General features: G+C 59.9%; 16 protein-coding genes. 2 read left to right on the top strand and 14 right to left on the bottom strand.

Annotated features, from left to right (window positions below; translation table 11 throughout):
• Positions 1-4: 4 nt before the first annotated feature.
• The 13 genes from icmH to tssA are packed head-to-tail and all read right to left on the bottom strand — an operon-like array spanning position 5 to position 14,801.
• Positions 5-868: a type IVB secretion system protein IcmH/DotU gene (icmH, locus tag J1G35_RS23410; RefSeq protein WP_053128332.1), complete on the bottom strand. Its 864-nt coding sequence runs from the start codon at positions 866-868 to the stop codon at positions 5-7.
• 5 nt (positions 869-873) lie between these two features.
• Positions 874-2,196, bottom strand: coding sequence for a type VI secretion system baseplate subunit TssK (tssK, locus tag J1G35_RS23405; protein ID WP_053128331.1), 1,323 nt, complete (start codon positions 2,194-2,196; stop codon positions 874-876).
• Positions 2,183-2,683 (bottom strand): type VI secretion system lipoprotein TssJ, encoded by a 501-nt coding sequence (gene tssJ / locus J1G35_RS23400; protein ID WP_053128329.1) that lies wholly within the window; start codon positions 2,681-2,683, stop codon positions 2,183-2,185. The genes tssK and tssJ overlap by 14 nt, the downstream gene beginning before the upstream one ends.
• A gap of 5 nt (positions 2,684-2,688) precedes the next feature.
• Positions 2,689-3,873, bottom strand: coding sequence for a type VI secretion system-associated FHA domain protein TagH (gene tagH / locus J1G35_RS23395; RefSeq protein ID WP_223016135.1), 1,185 nt, complete (start codon positions 3,871-3,873; stop codon positions 2,689-2,691).
• Positions 3,874-3,889: 16 nt separating this feature from the next.
• A complete protein-coding gene (locus J1G35_RS31045) occupies positions 3,890-4,021 on the bottom strand; it encodes a type VI secretion protein (protein WP_082340896.1) in 132 nt (43 codons plus the stop codon).
• A 55-nt stretch (positions 4,022-4,076) separates the two neighbouring features.
• Positions 4,077-5,612, bottom strand: a complete 1,536-nt coding sequence (locus J1G35_RS23390; protein ID WP_223016134.1) for a sigma 54-interacting transcriptional regulator — start codon at positions 5,610-5,612, stop codon at positions 4,077-4,079.
• Entirely contained in the window at positions 5,609-8,047 is a 2,439-nt protein-coding gene (locus tag J1G35_RS23385) for an AAA family ATPase (protein ID WP_223016133.1), read from the bottom strand. Before J1G35_RS23385 ends, J1G35_RS23390 begins: the two co-directional genes overlap by 4 nt.
• Before the next feature lie 12 nt (positions 8,048-8,059).
• Positions 8,060-9,067, bottom strand: coding sequence for a type VI secretion system baseplate subunit TssG (gene tssG / locus J1G35_RS23380; RefSeq protein ID WP_223016132.1), 1,008 nt, complete (start codon positions 9,065-9,067; stop codon positions 8,060-8,062).
• Positions 9,031-10,815: a type VI secretion system baseplate subunit TssF gene (gene tssF / locus J1G35_RS23375; protein ID WP_223016131.1), complete on the bottom strand. Its 1,785-nt coding sequence runs from the start codon at positions 10,813-10,815 to the stop codon at positions 9,031-9,033. Before tssF ends, tssG begins: the two co-directional genes overlap by 37 nt.
• A complete protein-coding gene (gene tssE / locus J1G35_RS23370; protein ID WP_223016130.1) occupies positions 10,805-11,206 on the bottom strand; it encodes a type VI secretion system baseplate subunit TssE in 402 nt (133 codons plus the stop codon). Before tssE ends, tssF begins: the two co-directional genes overlap by 11 nt.
• A 14-nt stretch (positions 11,207-11,220) precedes the next feature.
• Positions 11,221-12,696 (bottom strand): type VI secretion system contractile sheath large subunit, encoded by a 1,476-nt coding sequence (tssC, locus tag J1G35_RS23365; protein ID WP_223016129.1) that lies wholly within the window; start codon positions 12,694-12,696, stop codon positions 11,221-11,223.
• A 27-nt stretch (positions 12,697-12,723) separates the two neighbouring features.
• The gene (tssB, locus tag J1G35_RS23360; protein ID WP_223016128.1) at positions 12,724-13,221 is read right to left on the bottom strand and encodes a type VI secretion system contractile sheath small subunit; all 498 of its coding nucleotides are present in this window, start codon (positions 13,219-13,221) and stop codon (positions 12,724-12,726) included.
• 32 nt (positions 13,222-13,253) lie between these two features.
• Complete coding sequence (gene tssA, locus J1G35_RS23355; RefSeq protein WP_223016127.1) at positions 13,254-14,801, bottom strand: type VI secretion system protein TssA; 1,548 nt, start codon at positions 14,799-14,801, stop codon at positions 13,254-13,256.
• A gap of 481 nt (positions 14,802-15,282) precedes the next feature.
• On the opposite strand from tssA, the gene J1G35_RS23350 reads away from it, so the two are divergent.
• On the top strand, positions 15,283-15,798 hold the full coding sequence (locus J1G35_RS23350; protein WP_053128310.1) for an Hcp family type VI secretion system effector: 516 nt from the start codon (positions 15,283-15,285) through the stop codon (positions 15,796-15,798).
• 52 nt (positions 15,799-15,850) lie between these two features.
• Here J1G35_RS23350 and J1G35_RS23345 read toward each other — a convergent pair whose 3' ends face one another.
• Positions 15,851-16,672 (bottom strand): aldo/keto reductase, encoded by an 822-nt coding sequence (locus tag J1G35_RS23345; protein WP_223016126.1) that lies wholly within the window; start codon positions 16,670-16,672, stop codon positions 15,851-15,853.
• A gap of 106 nt (positions 16,673-16,778) precedes the next feature.
• Here J1G35_RS23345 and J1G35_RS23340 point away from each other — a divergent pair, with 106 nt between their 5' ends.
• Positions 16,779-17,273, top strand: coding sequence for a DUF1543 domain-containing protein (locus tag J1G35_RS23340; RefSeq protein WP_223016125.1), 495 nt, complete (start codon positions 16,779-16,781; stop codon positions 17,271-17,273).
• Positions 17,274-17,455: the final 182 nt, after the last annotated feature.

The raw sequence follows: 17,455 nt of genomic DNA, 5'->3' as shown, positions 1-17,455 counted from the left end.
AGCGTTACAAAGGCGACCGTGTCTGATCCGGCGCCAAAGGTTGAAAGGCATGCAGCACCGCCATGCGTTCATTGCCCAATGCCCAGGCAAAGCCCAGGTACATAGCCAGCAAACAGGCGAGAGTGAAGACGCCCACCCCGGTCGCGGAAATAATCCGCAGCCGGGCGCCGGGCGGCAGGTCTGAGGCTGCGGGCACAGACAGCTGCAGGCGATCACCGCGCACATGCCTGATCTGCCGATACAAGCCATCCCGTACCGCTTCCAACTGCGGCCCTCCCCGTTCCATGACGCGGTATTTGCCTTCAAACCCGAGCGACAGGCACAGGTACATCAGCTCCAGCATTGCCACGTGCTTGACGGGGTCGCGGGACAAGCGCTCGAGCAGTTGGAAGCACTTTTCGCCACCGAAGGTTTCGTTGTGAAAGCGGCTCAGCAGGCTGGACTTCGACCAGTCACTGCGGTCGCCCCATGCCGTAGTGACCACGGCTTCGTCAATCACGCTGCACAACACATAGCGCGCCGACATGACCTGACTTTCCTCCGCGCCCTGGTGCAAGGCATGCGTTTCAAACGTCATGATCCCCGACGACAACCGATTGTTGAGGCTCTGCAGGTCTTCGCGGCCGGAACTGCTCTTGAGCTGAACGACCTGCGACAAGAGTTCCCAGGCGGCGGCTACCAGGCTGTTGGGGCCGATATTGAAACTCAGTGCTCCTTGCAGGCCGGCGGTGTAGATAATTCGGTCTTCCAACTGCTCAAAGCGCGGCGGCGATGGAAAGTCCGTCACCGATGCCTGTGCGGGAGCACGACCATCGCGGTCGAGCAGGACGGTTTTTTCGTCCTGCGGGTATTCGCTGTCGATCGTCATGGCATTCAGTTCCTGATGGCCCAGAAATTGAGTTCGAGTTCGGCAAACTCGCCGCTGGCGTGGAAGGCAAAACCACCGGATTGCTCCAGCTGCGTGATGTCACGGGCACTGAGTTCGAGCATGAAATAGGTTTTGCCGGCATGGAACGGGATCTGTCGGGGCGCTACCGGCAATGGCTTGATCCTGATGCCGGCCAGGTGCAGATTGACCAGCTCGCGGATGCGCTCTACAGAGCCAATTTTCAGGTGTGCAGGAAGACGGTGGCGCAACTCTTCCGAATCGCACTGGGCGGTTGCCGCCAAAATGAATGTCGCGCTACCCAGCAGTTTGAGATCACTCACCGGGCACACGAGCACCCCGTACTGTCGCGGCTCCAAGGCCAGCTCAATGGCATGTTGTTCCAGTACCAACGACAGCACCGTGCGAATGCCTTCCATCAACCCGCGAAAACTCGCCCCCTGCTCTCCATGCTGGTAACGCGTCTCCAACTGCGGGCGTTTGTTGTCGATGGCGAACGTGGACAACTCGCCGAAAACCGACAACAACTCGCGATACAAGGCCTCTGGCCGCACCTGGCTCTGGCCCAGGAAGTGCCGCAACACCAACTCGCTACGATTGATCAATTGCAGCATGAGAAAATCGCCGACCTGAGCCCCCTCCGACCCGCCGCGGATACGCGCAGCAATCGCATCGCCTCGGGTGGCCAGCAGGCTGATCACTTCCTTGATACATGACGCCACGTAACCTGAGCGCTGCAGATAGATGAACGTCGGTACAAAATCCGCGTCCAGCCGCACGCCCGCCTCGCGCGTCGAATCCAGCACCTGGGCGACCTGAAGTGTCACATGCAGCGGGTCCGTGGCGTGCTCCCCTGACAGCAATCGCAAGTCCGGGCGTGCACAGTTGATCTGGCAACGGGTATCAAAGCCTGCATTGGAATCCGTGATCTCTGCTGCGCAGCTGACGTAACGCGCCAGCACATCAGTGTGCTGTTGCTGGCGCACTTCAACCTGATTGCCGATGGCCAACGGCAACGCCAGGTACACCGCTTGCCCACCGGTGTTGGGAGGGACCTGCAACACCAGCGGTTCCATCGCGTTGCTCAGTTCGAACAGGCTGCCATCGGGAAATACACCGCTGGCCTGGTTAACGACTACCTTCCCCAAATTGAGGTACTGCACATCGACGTCAAGGGTCAGGAACCCCCAACCATCAACGCCCAACAAACGGGTGCGGTTGAGCTGTTGGCGATAGTAGCGATCGTTGTGCTGCAAGTGTTGGGGGCGCAGCAGCATACCCTCCTGCCAGATGACTTTATGAACCTGCATTTCTATCCTCCAACCTTAGGACTTGAGGGTCGACGACGCGGACACCGGACTCGTCGAGTAGCAGGTCAACACGCGTCCGTCGCTGCTGGAACACGGACAGCACGAGCCGCCACTGCACATGGGGTAAGTCCCGATAGGCCGCCAGCACCCCGACATAACGACTCTGTGGTTCGAGACTGAGCTTGAGCGCCAACAGCTCACCGGGGCGCAGTTCCAACTCTTCGCTGGCGACCCAATCCTTGGGCAGCGCCTGCTCGGCGCGGCCATAGAGGGTGAAGAAGTCAGCATTTTCGAACGCCACCGGGTGGCGCAGCTCAATCAGGCGCACCACGACAGGAGATGGGCGCCCATGGAGGTCGGGGTTGACGGCTTCGCTGGCCCTCAAGGTCAGGTCCAGCTTGGTCAGGGTTGAAAACGGGGACACGTTGGCACAACCGGCCAGCAGGCCCATTACGAACAACATGGGTATTAGGGTGGCTCGATACATGACCGTCATCCCGGATGAGCCGCGTGCAGTGTGGCGACCAGGCGCACCTGCTCCGCGTAGGCTTTGGAAAATTCGTTGCGCAACAACTGCTCGCCCAAGGGTTGCTCGTCGAGCAGTCGTCGGTAATAGCGTTGATAAGCCCGCCAATGGGATCCGTCGGTAGAGAACCTGACCCGCATGTCCTGGCGCTCGAAGCACAGCAGCAGGTGGCTCGGTGCAAATGCCGCCACCGCGCCGCGCATGGCGGCACGGCAGGCCACGACCAAGGCCAGTTGGTGGACTTGCATTTCCCGCAGTGCCTGGTCGACTGCCGCCTCGGCGGACAACTGGCCCAATTCGCCGGGCCCCAGCAGTGAGGCCAAGGCCGTCTGGGTATCGGCGCAATCCTTCAAGGGGTTGTGGCTCTTGAGCGCAGGCAGGGTCCAACCCAGATTCAACTCGCCGTTCAGCTCATCGCGGGTACGCAGGCTCTGCTGCAGCCCTTCGATGGTTTGCCTGAACAAACCCGCCACTTTGATCGCCTGGGCCTCGCAGGCTTGCGTATCGAGGACATCCATGGGCATGCCCATCGCCTCGGCAAACTGCGGCCAGAATGGGTTACAAGCGTCTGCTGCAACCGGGGTGGGTTGAGTACAGGCCTCATCCGTTACTGGCTCGGCCCATCTCGGCACGATCAAGTGATCCCGCTCTACGGTGCCGTGAGAAAGTGCATAGGCCGCCCTCTCCGTTGCCGGTTCCAGTACCTCAGGATCCTCGAACGAGGTGTCATACCCCTGCGCAAAATTCGGTGAGTGCAACGGCGCCATGACTAAGAAGGCGTCATCCGGAATCGTATCGTCACGGGAAAAAACCTGCTGGTCATTGGGTGTCACGTGCGCCACCAGTCGTGCACAGATATCCACCGACCCCAATTGATAGACATCTCCCTCGCAGATCAGGCGTGCCTGTCCCTTGGACAAACGTTCCGTGCTGCCCGACACGCCAATGCCGTTGGTGCTGATATCGGTTAAAAAATATTGACTGTCCCGATAACTGACCAGCGCATGGTGACTGGAGAGCAAGCGACTGGCGTCGGGGATAATCCAATCACAGCCCGTCCCGCGGCCGATCACGCCGCCGACGCGGTCAAATGTCTTACCGCATGCAGGCTCACTGCTCCCGGTATTGCACACCTCAAACACTAATTGCATGGCAAGGCTCCCCTGTTCAATCGCCACGGCGGCTCGCCTGGGGGTCACCCAGCGGACGGTAGTCAGCATCATCAAAAACGTAGTTGGCGTTGCATCCACTCAACAAACACAGGACAAGCCCCAAGGCTTTCCACGTACGAAGAGGCATCAGGTATCTCCAATGAAAGTAAGGCCGACGGTGAAGAGCGGGGTCTGTACGTGCGTCATTCAATGCCACCTCGGACGTCGCCATCAGGGATGTTCAAGCGTTTAAGGCGATAAAGCAGCGTGCGGCGTGCGAGCCCCAACTCACGTGCAGTCCGGGTCCGATTGCCACGGTTCTTGTGCAGGCAGTCGATCAGGAATACCCGCTCAACCTGCTCCAGGCGCTGGCGCAACGTCGGGTCGACAGTGGCAGCGCCCGCCCCTGGCGACAGGGACAGATGCTCCGGCAGCAGAACGGCGTCGTCACAGAGCAGCACCGCGCGCTCCACCAGGCATTTGAGTTCACGAACATTGCCGGGAAAAGCGTGGCATGAGAGTTGATCCAAGGCCGCAGCCGACCACTCCACCGGCGCGCGGCCCAGGGCAACACAAGCCGATTGCGCGAACTGTCGCGCCAACAACGACACATCGCCGTCGCGTTCACGCAATGCCGGCAATTCGATCGGGAACTGTGCCAGTCGGTAATACAGGTCCTCGCGAAAACTCCCCTCGGCCACCATTGCAGCGAGGTCACGATGGGTCGCCGCGATAATCCGCACATCGACCTTATGTGCCGCGCTGGCACCCAGCGGGCGAACCTCGCCTTCCTGCAATACCCGTAGCAGCTTGGCCTGGAGCGCCAGCGGCATATCGCCGATTTCGTCCAAGAGCAATGTGCCGCCATCTGCGGCGTCAAATAGCCCTACATGGTGACGCTCAGCGCCTGTGAAGGCGCCTTTGCGATAGCCGAATAGCTCACTTTCCAGCAGTCCTTCGGGAAAGGCCGCGCAGTTCTGCACCACAAAGGCTTTGCGATTGCGCCGCCCGGCAGTATGGATGGCCCGCGCGACCACTTCTTTGCCCGTTCCGGTCTCGCCGCGCAGGAGCACCGTGTAGGGCGCATTCAGCACCTTGCCGATCAGGCGGTAGGTTTCGTCCATGGCCGTGCTGTTGCCGATCAGCCCATACGTCATACGCGCTACGGGTACGCAAGACGCGGCCTGGGTGCTGTTGCGCGCAGGATGCAGGCGTCGCAACAGCGCCAGTTGACTCAAGGCGAAGCTTCCCAGCTGCGTTAATGACGCGCCGTAGTCCTGCAGCGGTTTCGCCTGCTGGCTGGTGCACAGCAACAGACCCGCAACCGCCTGGTGTCGACCGAACAGCGGCACGCCGACCAATGCGCGCCAAGGTGTCGCTGTCGCCGGTAAAAAACCGCCCTCATACGCACTGTCCGCCAGGTTCTCCAGGCTCAGGACACCGCCATGGTTGAGGACGTCATGCAGCAGTTGCTGATGCTGGAAGTCGGAGCTGCAAGCGAGGTCGCCAAGGGGCAAGGCGCCAGGTAAATGCTGGGCGATCAGCTCAAGTCGGCCCGTCACCTCGTCGCGTCGATACAACTGGCTGAGTTCGCATTGACTCAGTTGCGCGGCCGCTGCAACACACAGGTCTGGCAACGTTGTCTCGTCACCATCGAGCCCCATGCGGTTGAGCCAGGCCAGCAGGGTATCGGCGTAGGACAGGGGCTGGGGTAAATGAGCAAGCACGCTGTCCCTCATTGGCTGAGCTCGCAGATCGGCACGCCGTCACCATCCAGGCTGGCATGGGCCAGCGACAGCGCCTCACCCATCGCCATCGCCCGCAAAAGCCGATCGACTATCTGCGGCAACAGGTGGATTTCGATCCATTGGTCGAGGTATCGCGCACCGCTGTCGTCATGGGCACACCGCTCGGCCATATGCGTGACCAGCTCGGTCGTATAACTCAATGCCAGCTTGCGCGCCTGCAGCCTTCGCCCAAGGCCGTCCAGCTTGAGCCTTGCCAGGTCATGCAACACAGCGCCTGCGAGCGGGTAATAGGGCACGACCCGCATCCGGGCGAGCAGTGCCGGCTTGAAATAGTCGCGCAGTACGGGCCGGATGGCGTCGTGCAAGACCTCAGTGTCAGGCCGTCGGCCGCCGGCACATAAGTCGACGATGCAGTCACTGCCCAGGTTGGACGTCATCAGGATCAGCGTATTGCGAAAATCGATTTCCCGGCCTTCGCCATCATTGACCAGCCCCTTGTCGAAGATCTGATAGAACAGGTTCAACACCTCCGGGTCGGCCTTTTCGACTTCGTCGAGCAGCACCACCGAGTAGGGCCGCTGCCGCACGGCTTCCGTCAGCACGCCGCCCTCGCCATACCCGACATAACCAGGGGGTGCGCCAATCAGCCGAGACACGGCGTGTTTTTCCTGAAACTCCGACATATTGAGGGTGGTGACAAACCGCTCACCGCCATACAGCAAATCACCCAAGGCCAAGGCCGTTTCGGTCTTGCCCACGCCACTGGGGCCCACCAACAGGAACACACCGACCGGTGCGGCGGCCTGGTTCAGCCCGGCGGCCACTGCGCGCAGGTTGCGGTCAAGCGCCTGGATCGCGGGTTCCTGGCCGAGGATGCGTGAGCGCAGCGCATCGGCAACGCCCCGCACCGATTCACTGTGCTCAAGGGCCAGCTGTTCAACAGGAATGCCCGTCCAGGCGCTGATGACCTGAGCCACCAGGCGCGGGCACACGCGCACCTGCTCCGCCAGTGCGCGCTGTTCCAGCCAGCACTGCTCCAAATGTTGACGCTCACCCTCGACCGCCGCCAATCGCCGGCTCAACGCTTGTACAGCCGGCTCATCCGTAGGCAACCCAGCGTCCCTGTCTCGACTCAGCGCCTCGCGCTGCCGCGCGCCTTCAGCCTGTTCGGTACATAAGCGTTCCAGCGCCTCGGGCATCGTTACCTGGCTGATTCGCGCACGGGCGCAGGCGGTGTCCAGCACATCCACGGCCTTGTCGGGAAGCTGACGCCCCGCCAGGTAGCGAGCGCTCAACTGCGCCGCTGCGACGACGGCATCGTCACGGATGTATACGCCATGGCTGGCTTCATAGGCCGGAACCAGCCCGCGCAGGATCGAAATCGCCTGTTCGACGCTGGGTTCGCTAACCAGCACAGGTTGGAAACGCCGCGCCAAGGCCGGGTCTTTTTCAAAGTACTTCTTGTATTCGCGCCATGTGGTGGCAGCGACGGTCCGCAACTCGCCGCGGGCCAAGGCCGGTTTGAGCAGGTTGGCTGCATCGCCGGCACCCGCTTGGGCGCCCGCACCCACCAGGGTGTGCGCCTCATCGATAAACAGAATCACCGGTTTCGGCGAGGCGTTCACCTCGTCGATCACGCCGTTGAGACGCCGCTCGAATTCACCCTTGATGCTGGCACCGGCTTGCAGCAAGCCCATGTCCAGGATCAGCACCCGCACGTCCTTGAGGGGGTCGGGCACCTGTGAGCTGGCAATGCGCAGGGCGAGGCCTTCGACCACTGCGGTCTTGCCTACCCCGGCCTCACCGACAAGGATCGGATTGTTCTTGCGCCGACGCATGAGGATGTCGATCAACTGGCGAATCTCGCCATCGCGACACAGCACCGGATCGATACGCCCTTCATGGGCCCGGCGTGTCAGATCATGGGTAAAACGTGCCAGCACTGACTCGCCGCTTGCTGCCGGGACAACGTCAGGTTCCTGGCTCAGCACATAGCCGTGGACACGCTGTGCATCCAAACGGCTCAACAGCGCGTGATAGCCACTGCCTGCATGCTGTTGCAGGTGACGCAGCAGGGCCAGTAACAGGGCTGCGTGGTCGACGACGCTTTGGCGCAACTCCAGATGAGCAACCATCAACGCCTGTTGCAACCAATGCACAAGCGCCTGGGCAAATACCGGATTACGTGAAGCACTTGCCTGCCCCTTGGGTTGCAGCGTTGCCTGCAGCGTCTGCACCTCAATCCCCGCGTCGGCCAAGGCACGCATCAAAACGCCTTGGGGACGTTCCAGTTGGGCCAGCAGCAGGTCTTCCACCAGGACCTCCAGGCCGCCACGGGTCACACAGCGTTCGGCCGCGCGCTCCAGGTCTTGGCGGACGGGGGGCGTCAATGTCTGGATCAGTTGTTGCAGGTCTACATTCATCATAATCCTGAGTCCCTAGTGAGCATTGCTGGCCACGATGACCACACCGTCGGCGCACTCATGCGCCAGCCAACTGGTCCAACCCAGCCTGCAGACGTTGTGTTCGCCCACGTACAACGGCCTGATCGCCTCCTTGGCCAGCACCAGGCGCAGGTCGTATTCCAGTGGGTCTCGCACGGTCATTCGTACCAACGAACACAGCAACGGATACTCCGACCCCGTCGGTAAAAAACCATGAAAGCGCTGCCAATCCAGCGCCTGGATATGCACCCTGAACTTACCGCTGCGGTCGGCGACCCGACTTCCCAGTACCTGGTCGAGGCCCAGCACGCTGTTGGCACAGCCCAACTGGTTCAACTGCGGGGGAGCCACAACAACCGTGCGTTCCACCCATTGCTCTATAAACACGCGGTCGTGCCTGAAGTAGTAACGCAGCACCGTCTCGATCACTGCCGCCGAATGCACCCGCAGCCCAAGCAACCCCAGGTAGGGCAGCAGTCGCTTGCAGTCCAGTTGCGCTGCCGTGCGAATCGGCAGGCCCTTCAATCCAATCAATGCAAACATCTGGTCGGAAAACGCATCACGCGCCTGCGCCTGGAAACACGCCTGGTAGCGGTATTTGCGCCAGATCGGCAACATCAGCCGCTGCAGACGATGGTGAAACAGGTCCAGCAAGTCTCGGGTCGCGTGGCCGCCCGCCCCGTCGGCACACGCCTGCTCGCCGTAAAACGCCGGCAAGGGCGAACCTGCGCCACACAGGCCCAGAACGTTGAGGCGCAGGCGCGCGCGCAATTGATCGTGTTCAACAAAGAACTCCACTCGGTCGATATCGTGACCGGGAAACCCCAGGCCTGGGTTGGCCTGAAACTCCAATCGGTCATACAGCGCGTTGTCATCCAGCAACGGATGGGCATCGCGCAGGCGCTTGATCACCTGCAAAATCGCCTGGAACAGCGAGTATTCGCGGATGCCGCTACACAGTTTTTTCAAAGCAGGGGCTGCTGCCCCATCCGAGGTGGCCATAGGTACACATCTCCTTGTGTGCTGATGACACGTAGTTCGTGGTAGGCATTAAGGCTGGCGTACAGCGCAAAGAACTCGTTGAGCACCGAGGCGAACACAAACGCTTCGCCCTGCCCCAGGAAACCTTGGGAATCAATCGCCAGGTCGATCCGCAGCCCTCGAAACGGCATCCCTAGGTGCAAACGATCGACGGCCGTATGGCGGATGGATCGCAAGGCGCCGAGCTTTCTCTGGCTGATCTTTTTCGCTTGCAGATCGTAGTAGCGCGGCACGTCATAGGTTTCGAGGACCATCCTCAAGGCACCGATATCGCTCAGTGACACGTAGTTGAGCGACATATTGCTGATAAGGCGCCAGAGAAAATCCTGTTCCAGGGGCGGTGCAAAACTCGCCGTCGGCGCGCAGATATTGCGAAACGACAACCCTTCCGGCGTCTGCTCACAGGCCTGATTGATCTCCCCTGCCTGCAGTTGCCCTGGCAGGTTGTGATTGGTACATGTCAGCTCGATCGACAGCGTTTCCTGGGTATGCCCCTGGCCGTCTGCGAATCTCAGCCAGGTATCGAGCCCGGCATGATGGGCCGACGCGCGCTGGCGAATGCAGTAGCTGGCAGGGGCTGCCGAGGGGGCGGTATCACCCTCATGTTCGAAGGATTCAAACGGCACGTACGCCTGATACCCCAACCCACCAGGACGCCAGCCCGTGACCTTGTCTACGGAAAATACACAGGCGTTTGCACGCGCGTATTCCCCGGGAATCAGCAGGTACTCGTCCTGCTTGCCGTCCAGGCGAATCGGCACTGCATCCTGTTTGAACAGATTGACAATGGGCGTGCAGTACAGCTTCACGTTGTCCAGCGTGGGGCATTCGGTTGCCTGGCCCCTGCGTAGCTTGAAGCACACCTTGAGGCTGCAGATTTTCTTGAGCACGTCCTGGGGCAAGCAGTGCAGGACATCCAGGCCCCCCACATCCACGAACAGGTACTTTTCGGGAAAGGCGAAGTACTCCTGCAGATGGCGGTACCCGCCAAACGTGTTCTGCGGATAGGGCATCAGTGCATTCTCCTCGGCAAACCCTACCGGTGTTACCTGATCGCCGCCCAGACGCAACACCAGGGCCTGGCCATCCGCCCCACTGACAGCACGCCCATCGCCGCCCAAGGGCAGCAGCTCGATGCCCTCGACCTCGCGCAGCAGGCTCAGGTACAACGCCTGACTGATGTAGCGGTCTCCGGACAGATGCAGGCGCAATTGATCGAACGTACATTCGCTGAAATTGCCTTCGGCACTCATGTCCAGGCGCAGGCTCAACAACGCCTGCTCTCCATGGACGTAGTACTCCAGCGCAGCCAGTTGCAGCGGCTGGATACGTGTGGCGTAACAGGTTCGAAAGCGGCAACGCTCGCCCTTGACCGCAACGCTTTCCACCGGCGTATCCCGAGCGACCATCACGCCGGGCCCGATCTGCCTCAACGGATCAAACTGCAAGATGCTGAACGCGGGTATCGGCCGCATGTAGTTGGGCCACAGTAAATGCATCAACGAATGCGTCAGCTCGGGCAACTCGTCATCCAGTTTCTGGCGCAAGCGTCCGGTGAGAAAGGCAAAGCCTTCCAGCAAACGCTCCACATCCGGATCCTGACCGGCCTCCCCCAGAAAGGGCGCCAGCGCCGGATTGCGCTCGGAGAAACGCCGTCCGAGCTGACGCAACGCACTGAGTTCGCTCTGGTAATACGGGTTAAAGGACATCCGGCATGACCTCAACCTGTGCTGCACTGTGCAGGCGCGCGGTGAACACCACAGGCCGCGTCACACCGTCGACACAGAGCGTGGCATCGATGGCAAACGCCAGGGCCAAAGGATCGTGACCACAGCGCAGCGCCCTCACACGCACGTGCTTCAGGCGTGGCTCATAGGCGCGGATAAACCGCTCGATCAACACGCGCGACTGGCTCAATGACTCATGCAGACTCTGGTTCATGTCATTGAGGTCCGGCATCCCGTAGTCGGCCAGTGTCTGCACACTGCCGACGCGAATGCTGAGCATCTTTCCCAGATGGGCTGCAACGGACGTCGCAGCACAGGCCGGATGTGCGGCCGGATGTGCAAGCCGCTCAAACAGGCTTTGGTTACGGGTCATCCGTTGGCCCCTGTTCATGCTTTATCAAGCTTGCCAACCAGGGACAGCGTGAAGTCAGCCCCCATGTATTTGAAGTGCGGGCGCACGCTCAGGTTGACGCGGTACCAGCCAGGCTCACCCTCGACATCACTGACAACGATCCGTGCCGCACGCAAAGGCCGCCGCCCCCGCACTTCGGCACTGGGGTTTTCCTGGTCTGCCACGTACTGGCGAATCCACTTGTTAAGCTCCAGCTCCAGGTCGGTACGCTCCTTCCAGGAACCCAATTGCTCGCGTTGCAGAACCTTGAGGTAATGGGCCAGGCGATTGACCACCATCATGTAGGGCAACTGAGTGCCCAGGCGGTAATTCAGCTCAGCTTCCTTGCCCTCGGCACTGATACCGAAATACTTGGGCTTTTGCACCGAGCTGGCGGAGAAAAACGCGGCATTGTCACTGCCCTTGCGCATCGTCAAGGCAATGAATCCCTCTTGCGCCAGCTCGTACTCGCGACGGTCGGACACCAGTACTTCAGTGGGAATCTTGGTTTCGATTTCGCCCATGCTGTGGAAATGATGCAAGGGCAAGTCTTCCACGGCGCCACCGCTTTGCGGACCGATGATGTTCGGGCACCAACGAAACCGCGCAAAACTGTCGGTCAATCGTGTGGCAAGGGCGTAGGCGGTATTGCCCCATAGGTAGTGCTCGTGACTGTTCACCACGGTTTCCCGATAGGCAAAGGTCTTGACTGGACACTCCAGGGGATCGTAAGGCGTGCGCAACAGGAATCGCGGCACGGTCAGCCCGACATAACGGGCATCTTCGCTCTGGCGAAAGCTTTGCCATTTGGCGAACTGCGGACCTTCGAAGTGGTCCCTGAGGTCCTTCAAGTCAGGCAGATCGGTGAAGCTTTCCAAACCGAAAAATGTCGGCCCTGCGCCAGCGATAAAGGGGGCATGGGCCATGCAGGCAACCTTGGAAGCGTATTGCATCAGCTTCACATCGGGGGCACTGGGAGAGAGAAAAAAATCAGCGATGATCGCGCCTACAGGTTGACCACCGAACTGACCGTATTCGGTACTGTAGACATGCTTGTACAGCCCTGACTGGGTCACCTCGGGCGAGTCTTCGAAGTCATCCAGCAGGTCCTGGCACGAGACATTCAGCAGTTCGATCTTGATGTTTTCTCGAAAGTCGGTGCGCTGGACCAGTAACTGCAGGCCCTTCCATGAGGATTCCAGGGCCTGGAAACTCGGGTGGTGCAGAATCTCATCCATTTGCCGACTGAGTTTCTCGTCAATCTCGGCAATCATCCGGTCAACCAGGCGTTTCTTGACCGGTTCACCGTTGTTCTGCGGCTTGATCAGCTCTTCGATAAATGCCGAGACGCCACGCTTGGCGATGCCGTAGGCCTCGTCGTCCACACTCAGCAGCGTCTGGGCGATGATGTTGTCGAGGATGCTGTACTCGTCAGGCGTGTGTACAGGCATCGGGGTGTGTTGAGTCGTCATGGCGTCAGTGTCCTTTTACTGAAAATGTCAGGCGGTTTGGCCGCTCAGGCCCAGCTCCGCCAAGACCCGGGCACGGGATTCGTCATCGGCCAGGGCCTGCTCGATGGCTTTGCGAAAGCTAGGGGTGTTGCCCAGCGGCCCCTTGAGCGCCATCAGCGCCTCACGCAGGGCCATCAGCTTGTGCAACTCGGGGATCTGCTCCACCAGGTTCGCGGGGTTGAAATCCTTCATCGAATTGATGCGTACCTGGATGACCAGCTCTTCGACATCCGCGCAGTCCTGGAGGCGATTGGGTACATTCAGCATCAGGCTCAGCACCTGTTTGGCCAGCACCTCATCGAACGTGTGCGGGTTGATGGCGATGGGCTTGCGATCTTCAAGCTTGCGCACGTCCTCACGCTGGGTGAAGTCGCCCAGCACCAGAAGTTTCAACGGCAGCTCGACTTCCTCCTGTGCTCCGCCGATGGCGGGTTTGAAGGTGATATTGATGCGTTCCTTGGGTGCTACCGAACCTTCTTTGGCCACGGTAAATCTCCTTTTTCAAGTGGCTCGTAAGCCTATTCAAGTACCGCTTCGAGATCGAAGAGGCACAGCCTGCGGTGGGTGTCTTCCTTGCGTTCGCGTACGGCATGGTTTTGTGGCATCAGGTCACAGCAGCGATGCAAGAGTTGTGTCACTTGAAACGCCAGCTCGGGCTCCCAGCGTTCCAGGCCCGAGCGTTGCAGTTCGAGATCCAGATGTTCCAGCTGGATCTTCGCCAGTTCATGCTTGCCGGCGTGCACACATAAGCGCGCCTGGGCCAGGCGCCAATAAAAGCGGGAACGATCGCCGCGAGCGGCGTGCAGGCCATGCTTGAGCTCGTGCACTGCGGCTTTGAGCCCCTCCTTGCGCAGCCGTGGCAGCAGCGCCTGCAAGGCGATCTCCCAGGGCGCGGTGTCGACCGCAACGCTGGGCGGCTGCGGGGCTTGCAGGTGATGGGAAACGTGCAGTGCGATCCAGTCACGAGTGCCGCTGCCGGCAAAAGGATCGCCCCCTTGGAAGCGAAACATCGGCAAGTCCGGCAAGCGTTGCAGCAACAGGGCGAAACTCACTTCCAGCTCGGTCATAGCCAGGTCTGCTTGCTGGGCTTCCAGGCATTGCCAGAGCATGTGCAGCCCGTCGAACCAGAACATCGCACCCGAGAGGCAGTCCTCCAGTTCAAGCAACAGGTCGGCGTAGTGGCCTTGGTCAAAACGTTCCTGATAGCGCTTGAGTTTGTCGGGTGCAGGCCCGCACAACGCGGTGACGCGCTCACCGTTGGCATCCGGATAGCGGACGATAGCCAACCAAGCCAGCGTTCGCCCCAGGCGCAAGGCCCGCAGGTCGGTAGCGTGCTGGCGTAACCACCAGGCACACAACGGACGGGCCTGCTCCTGCAAGGCACACAGCAATTTATGCGCGTCTTTTTCGTTGTTTAACGTCAGTTCGGTGTTTACCACTGGAGTGGCAGCCGATTGCACGTGTGCAGTGACGCCGTCCAGCGCTGCGACTGGACGCTGGTCTTGTACAGCCCTCTCCAACCATTGGTCCAATTGCCTGCGAATCGGCAGCAACAGCGGCGCGTCATCGGCCAAATGTGCAGTCCAGAGTTCATCGAGGCACCCAAGGCGCTCAAGCATGGAACGGACCAAGGGCTGATGGTCCTGAAGCGAAAGGCGTTGAGCCGGCAGTGTCTCAAGGCGCAGGACCAACCAGCCGAACGCAGCACTGCGGGTGCGCAGCTTTTTCGGGTAAACGTCTGACCAGTGATGCTCACACAGATGGTGCAACAGCCCGAGGCCAGCCAGCAGACCGGCAAAGGACTCACGCTGGTACAGCGCCCAGGTCAACCAGACAGCCACGCGCAGATCTTTGGATTGCTCACGCAACAGGCATTCGCTGATGTCCAGAAGCTTTTGCCAGTCAGGCTGGCCAGCGCCATGAATGGACTGCACCTTTTCCAGTTCGGACTCCAGCGTTTCAAATTCACTCGAATAGCGAATATCACTGCCCGCAAAACTAGTTGCCAAACAGGGAAAGCTGGCAAGTTCAAGGTAATAAGCGCAGAGCTTGTCTGAATACACCATATTAGGACCGCACGCGACTAATCAAGGTACGAACGACAAACTAAGCGCATTTAAATTTTGCACCAGAATGCCATATAAACTTCGCTGGATACGCCGCGAAGTTCGCAAACCTTAGCCACGTCAATAATATTCAGCAAGCAATAGACTGACACTTAAGATATTTCCTACGACAGGCGTAAATCGAGGCATACGCAGGATTTTGCACACTTACAAAGTTATATTTCGCCGATTTTCGGCAGAGCACCAAATACCTAGCGCCGCATCAGCATGAGCAACTAACTGCGCACGGGTGCGCAAACAACATGCGCAAAACGGCGATCAAAACCATAACAACGGACTAAATCCCACGCCGATAGCCACATCACGCCAAGCCGTTATTGGTTCCCACACTTTCCGGCACGGTTTTTGTTATAGGCATTCCCACCCGGCCAACACAGTTGCCGGTTGGGATTATTTTTTTAATCAGGCAAGGAAACCCGTCATGCCAACACCCGCGTATCTTTCCATCACCGGTGTCAAACAAGGTTTGATTACGGCAGGCACATTTACCAAGGACTCCGTAGGCGGCAGTTATCAGAAAGACCATGAAGACCAGATCCTGGTCCAGGCCTTTGCTCACCAGGTGATCATTCCCCGCGACCCGCAGTCCGGTCAGCCGACCGGCCAGAGGCTCCACAAGCCCTTGATGATCAGCAAGGTCTTCGATAAGTCGTCGCCATTACTGTTCGAGGCATTGACCCGCGGTGAAGAGGTCACGTGCCGGCTGGAATGGTTCCGTACCCAACCGGCGGGCACCCAGGAGCATTACTTCACGATTGAACTCAACGGGGCGAGGATCGTGGACATCCAGTCGCGCATGCCCAATTGCCAGGACCCGGACAACGCGCATTTCACTCACTTGGAGGATGTGTACTTCACCTATCGCAAGATCGTATGGACCCACGAAGTATGCGGCACAATCGGGTCGGATGACTGGTGCAGCGCGGTAGGCGATTAAGTCGGATCTGCACAGGGGAGGTGCCAGGGACGGCACCTCACCGGCCGGCCAACTACACCATCGCCAGGGGATGCTTGCGCTTGGGTGCGCCGAATACCCGATCAATGGCATCCAGGTCGTGCTCATCCAGCACCACCTTGGCGGCGCCCGCGTTAAGCCGCACGTGCTCCGGAGTTACCGCCTTGGGGATGGCGATCACACCGTCCTGGCGCAGCACCCAGGCCAGGGCAACCTGGGCAGGCGTGACCTCGTGGCGGCGGGCGATCTGTTTGAGGGTCTGGCTGGCCAGCAATTCCCCACCCTGGGCAATCGGGCAGTACGCCATCAGCGGTAAATGGTGCTGTTGCCACCAGGGCAACAGGTCGAATTCGATCCCGCGCTCTTCAATGTTGTACAGCACCTGATTGGTCGCGCAGGCCGGGGATGCGAGTTCCTGCAGGTCGGCCACATCGAAATTGGACACACCCCAGCGGCCAATCTTGCCGGCCTCGCGCAGGCGCTCGAACGCTTCGACGGTTTCTTCAAGAGGGTATTGGCCACGCCAATGCAGCAGGTACAAATCAATGTAGTCCGTGCCCAGGCGCTGGAGGCTGGCTTCACAGGCACGGGGCACACCCTTGTGGCTGGCGTTGTGCGGGTAGACTTTGCTCACCAGGAACACTTGCTCGCGCTTGCCGCGAATGGCTTCGCCGACAACCTCTTCGGCGCCGCCCTCGCCATACATCTCGGCGGTGTCGATCAGGGTCATGCCCTCATCGATCCCCAATTGCAATGCTGCGACTTCAGCGCGGCGCTGGCTTGGGTCTTCGCCCATGCGCCAGGTGCCCTGGCCGATGACAGGGACGGGAACGCCCGCCAGATCAATGGTGCGCATGACAACCTCCTGATGAATTCGCGAATTAACAGTGTGGCATTGACCGGACAAAAGGGTTCAATCGAAGTATGGTTGCGCTTTGCCAAGTCGCCAGGAAGGACCTGCAATGCTGTTTGTCGTGATGCTCGGGGGCAAGCACCCACGGGCAAGAATTGAAGTTCACGATGTGGTGTTCGCCGTAGCGGACACGCTGGAAGGCACCTACCCGCAATTGCGTGAAGCTTGGTTCGGCAGCCCCAAGGGTGTGCATATCGATTCGTGGATGGCGGTGGATGGCGTCGACGGCTGGAAGGTCGAACTCAGCCACCTGGCCCCCGCTGCCGACGCCCATCACCTGTACTTCATCAACCTTGGCGGTTATGAAGCCAACAGCTTTGGCGAAGCCCACCACTACCTGCTGGTGGTCGCCCGCAGCAAACGGGAGGCGACCGGCAAGGGCAAGCAAAAGATGCTGCGCCATTGGTCCCAGGCCCACACGGACGGCGTACTGGATATCGACGACTGCCTGCCCATCGACCTGGTGGACGGCCGCTACCTGCACCTGGTGCAAGGTGACCATCGACCGATCATTCAGCAGAATGACTACATTGTCTTGAATTGATGAGGGCTTATTCGACCGGACATCAGATGACTTAGGTAATGTCAGACGTAACACTGCTGTTGCTGTTGCTGTTGCTGTTGCTGTTGCTGTTGCTCTGGCTCTGGCTCTGGCTCTGGCTCTGGCTTTTGATCTTGATCCTAGGCGCCCCGTCAAACACGCTGGCCGAACGCAGGCTTGAATCC

Origin of the sequence: Pseudomonas sp. SH10-3B (assembly GCF_019891415.1) — a bacterium.
Taxonomy (GTDB): Bacteria; Pseudomonadota; Gammaproteobacteria; order Pseudomonadales; family Pseudomonadaceae; genus Aquipseudomonas.
Note: the sequence above shows the minus strand (reverse complement) of the source record. Positions and strands in the feature narration are given on the sequence as shown.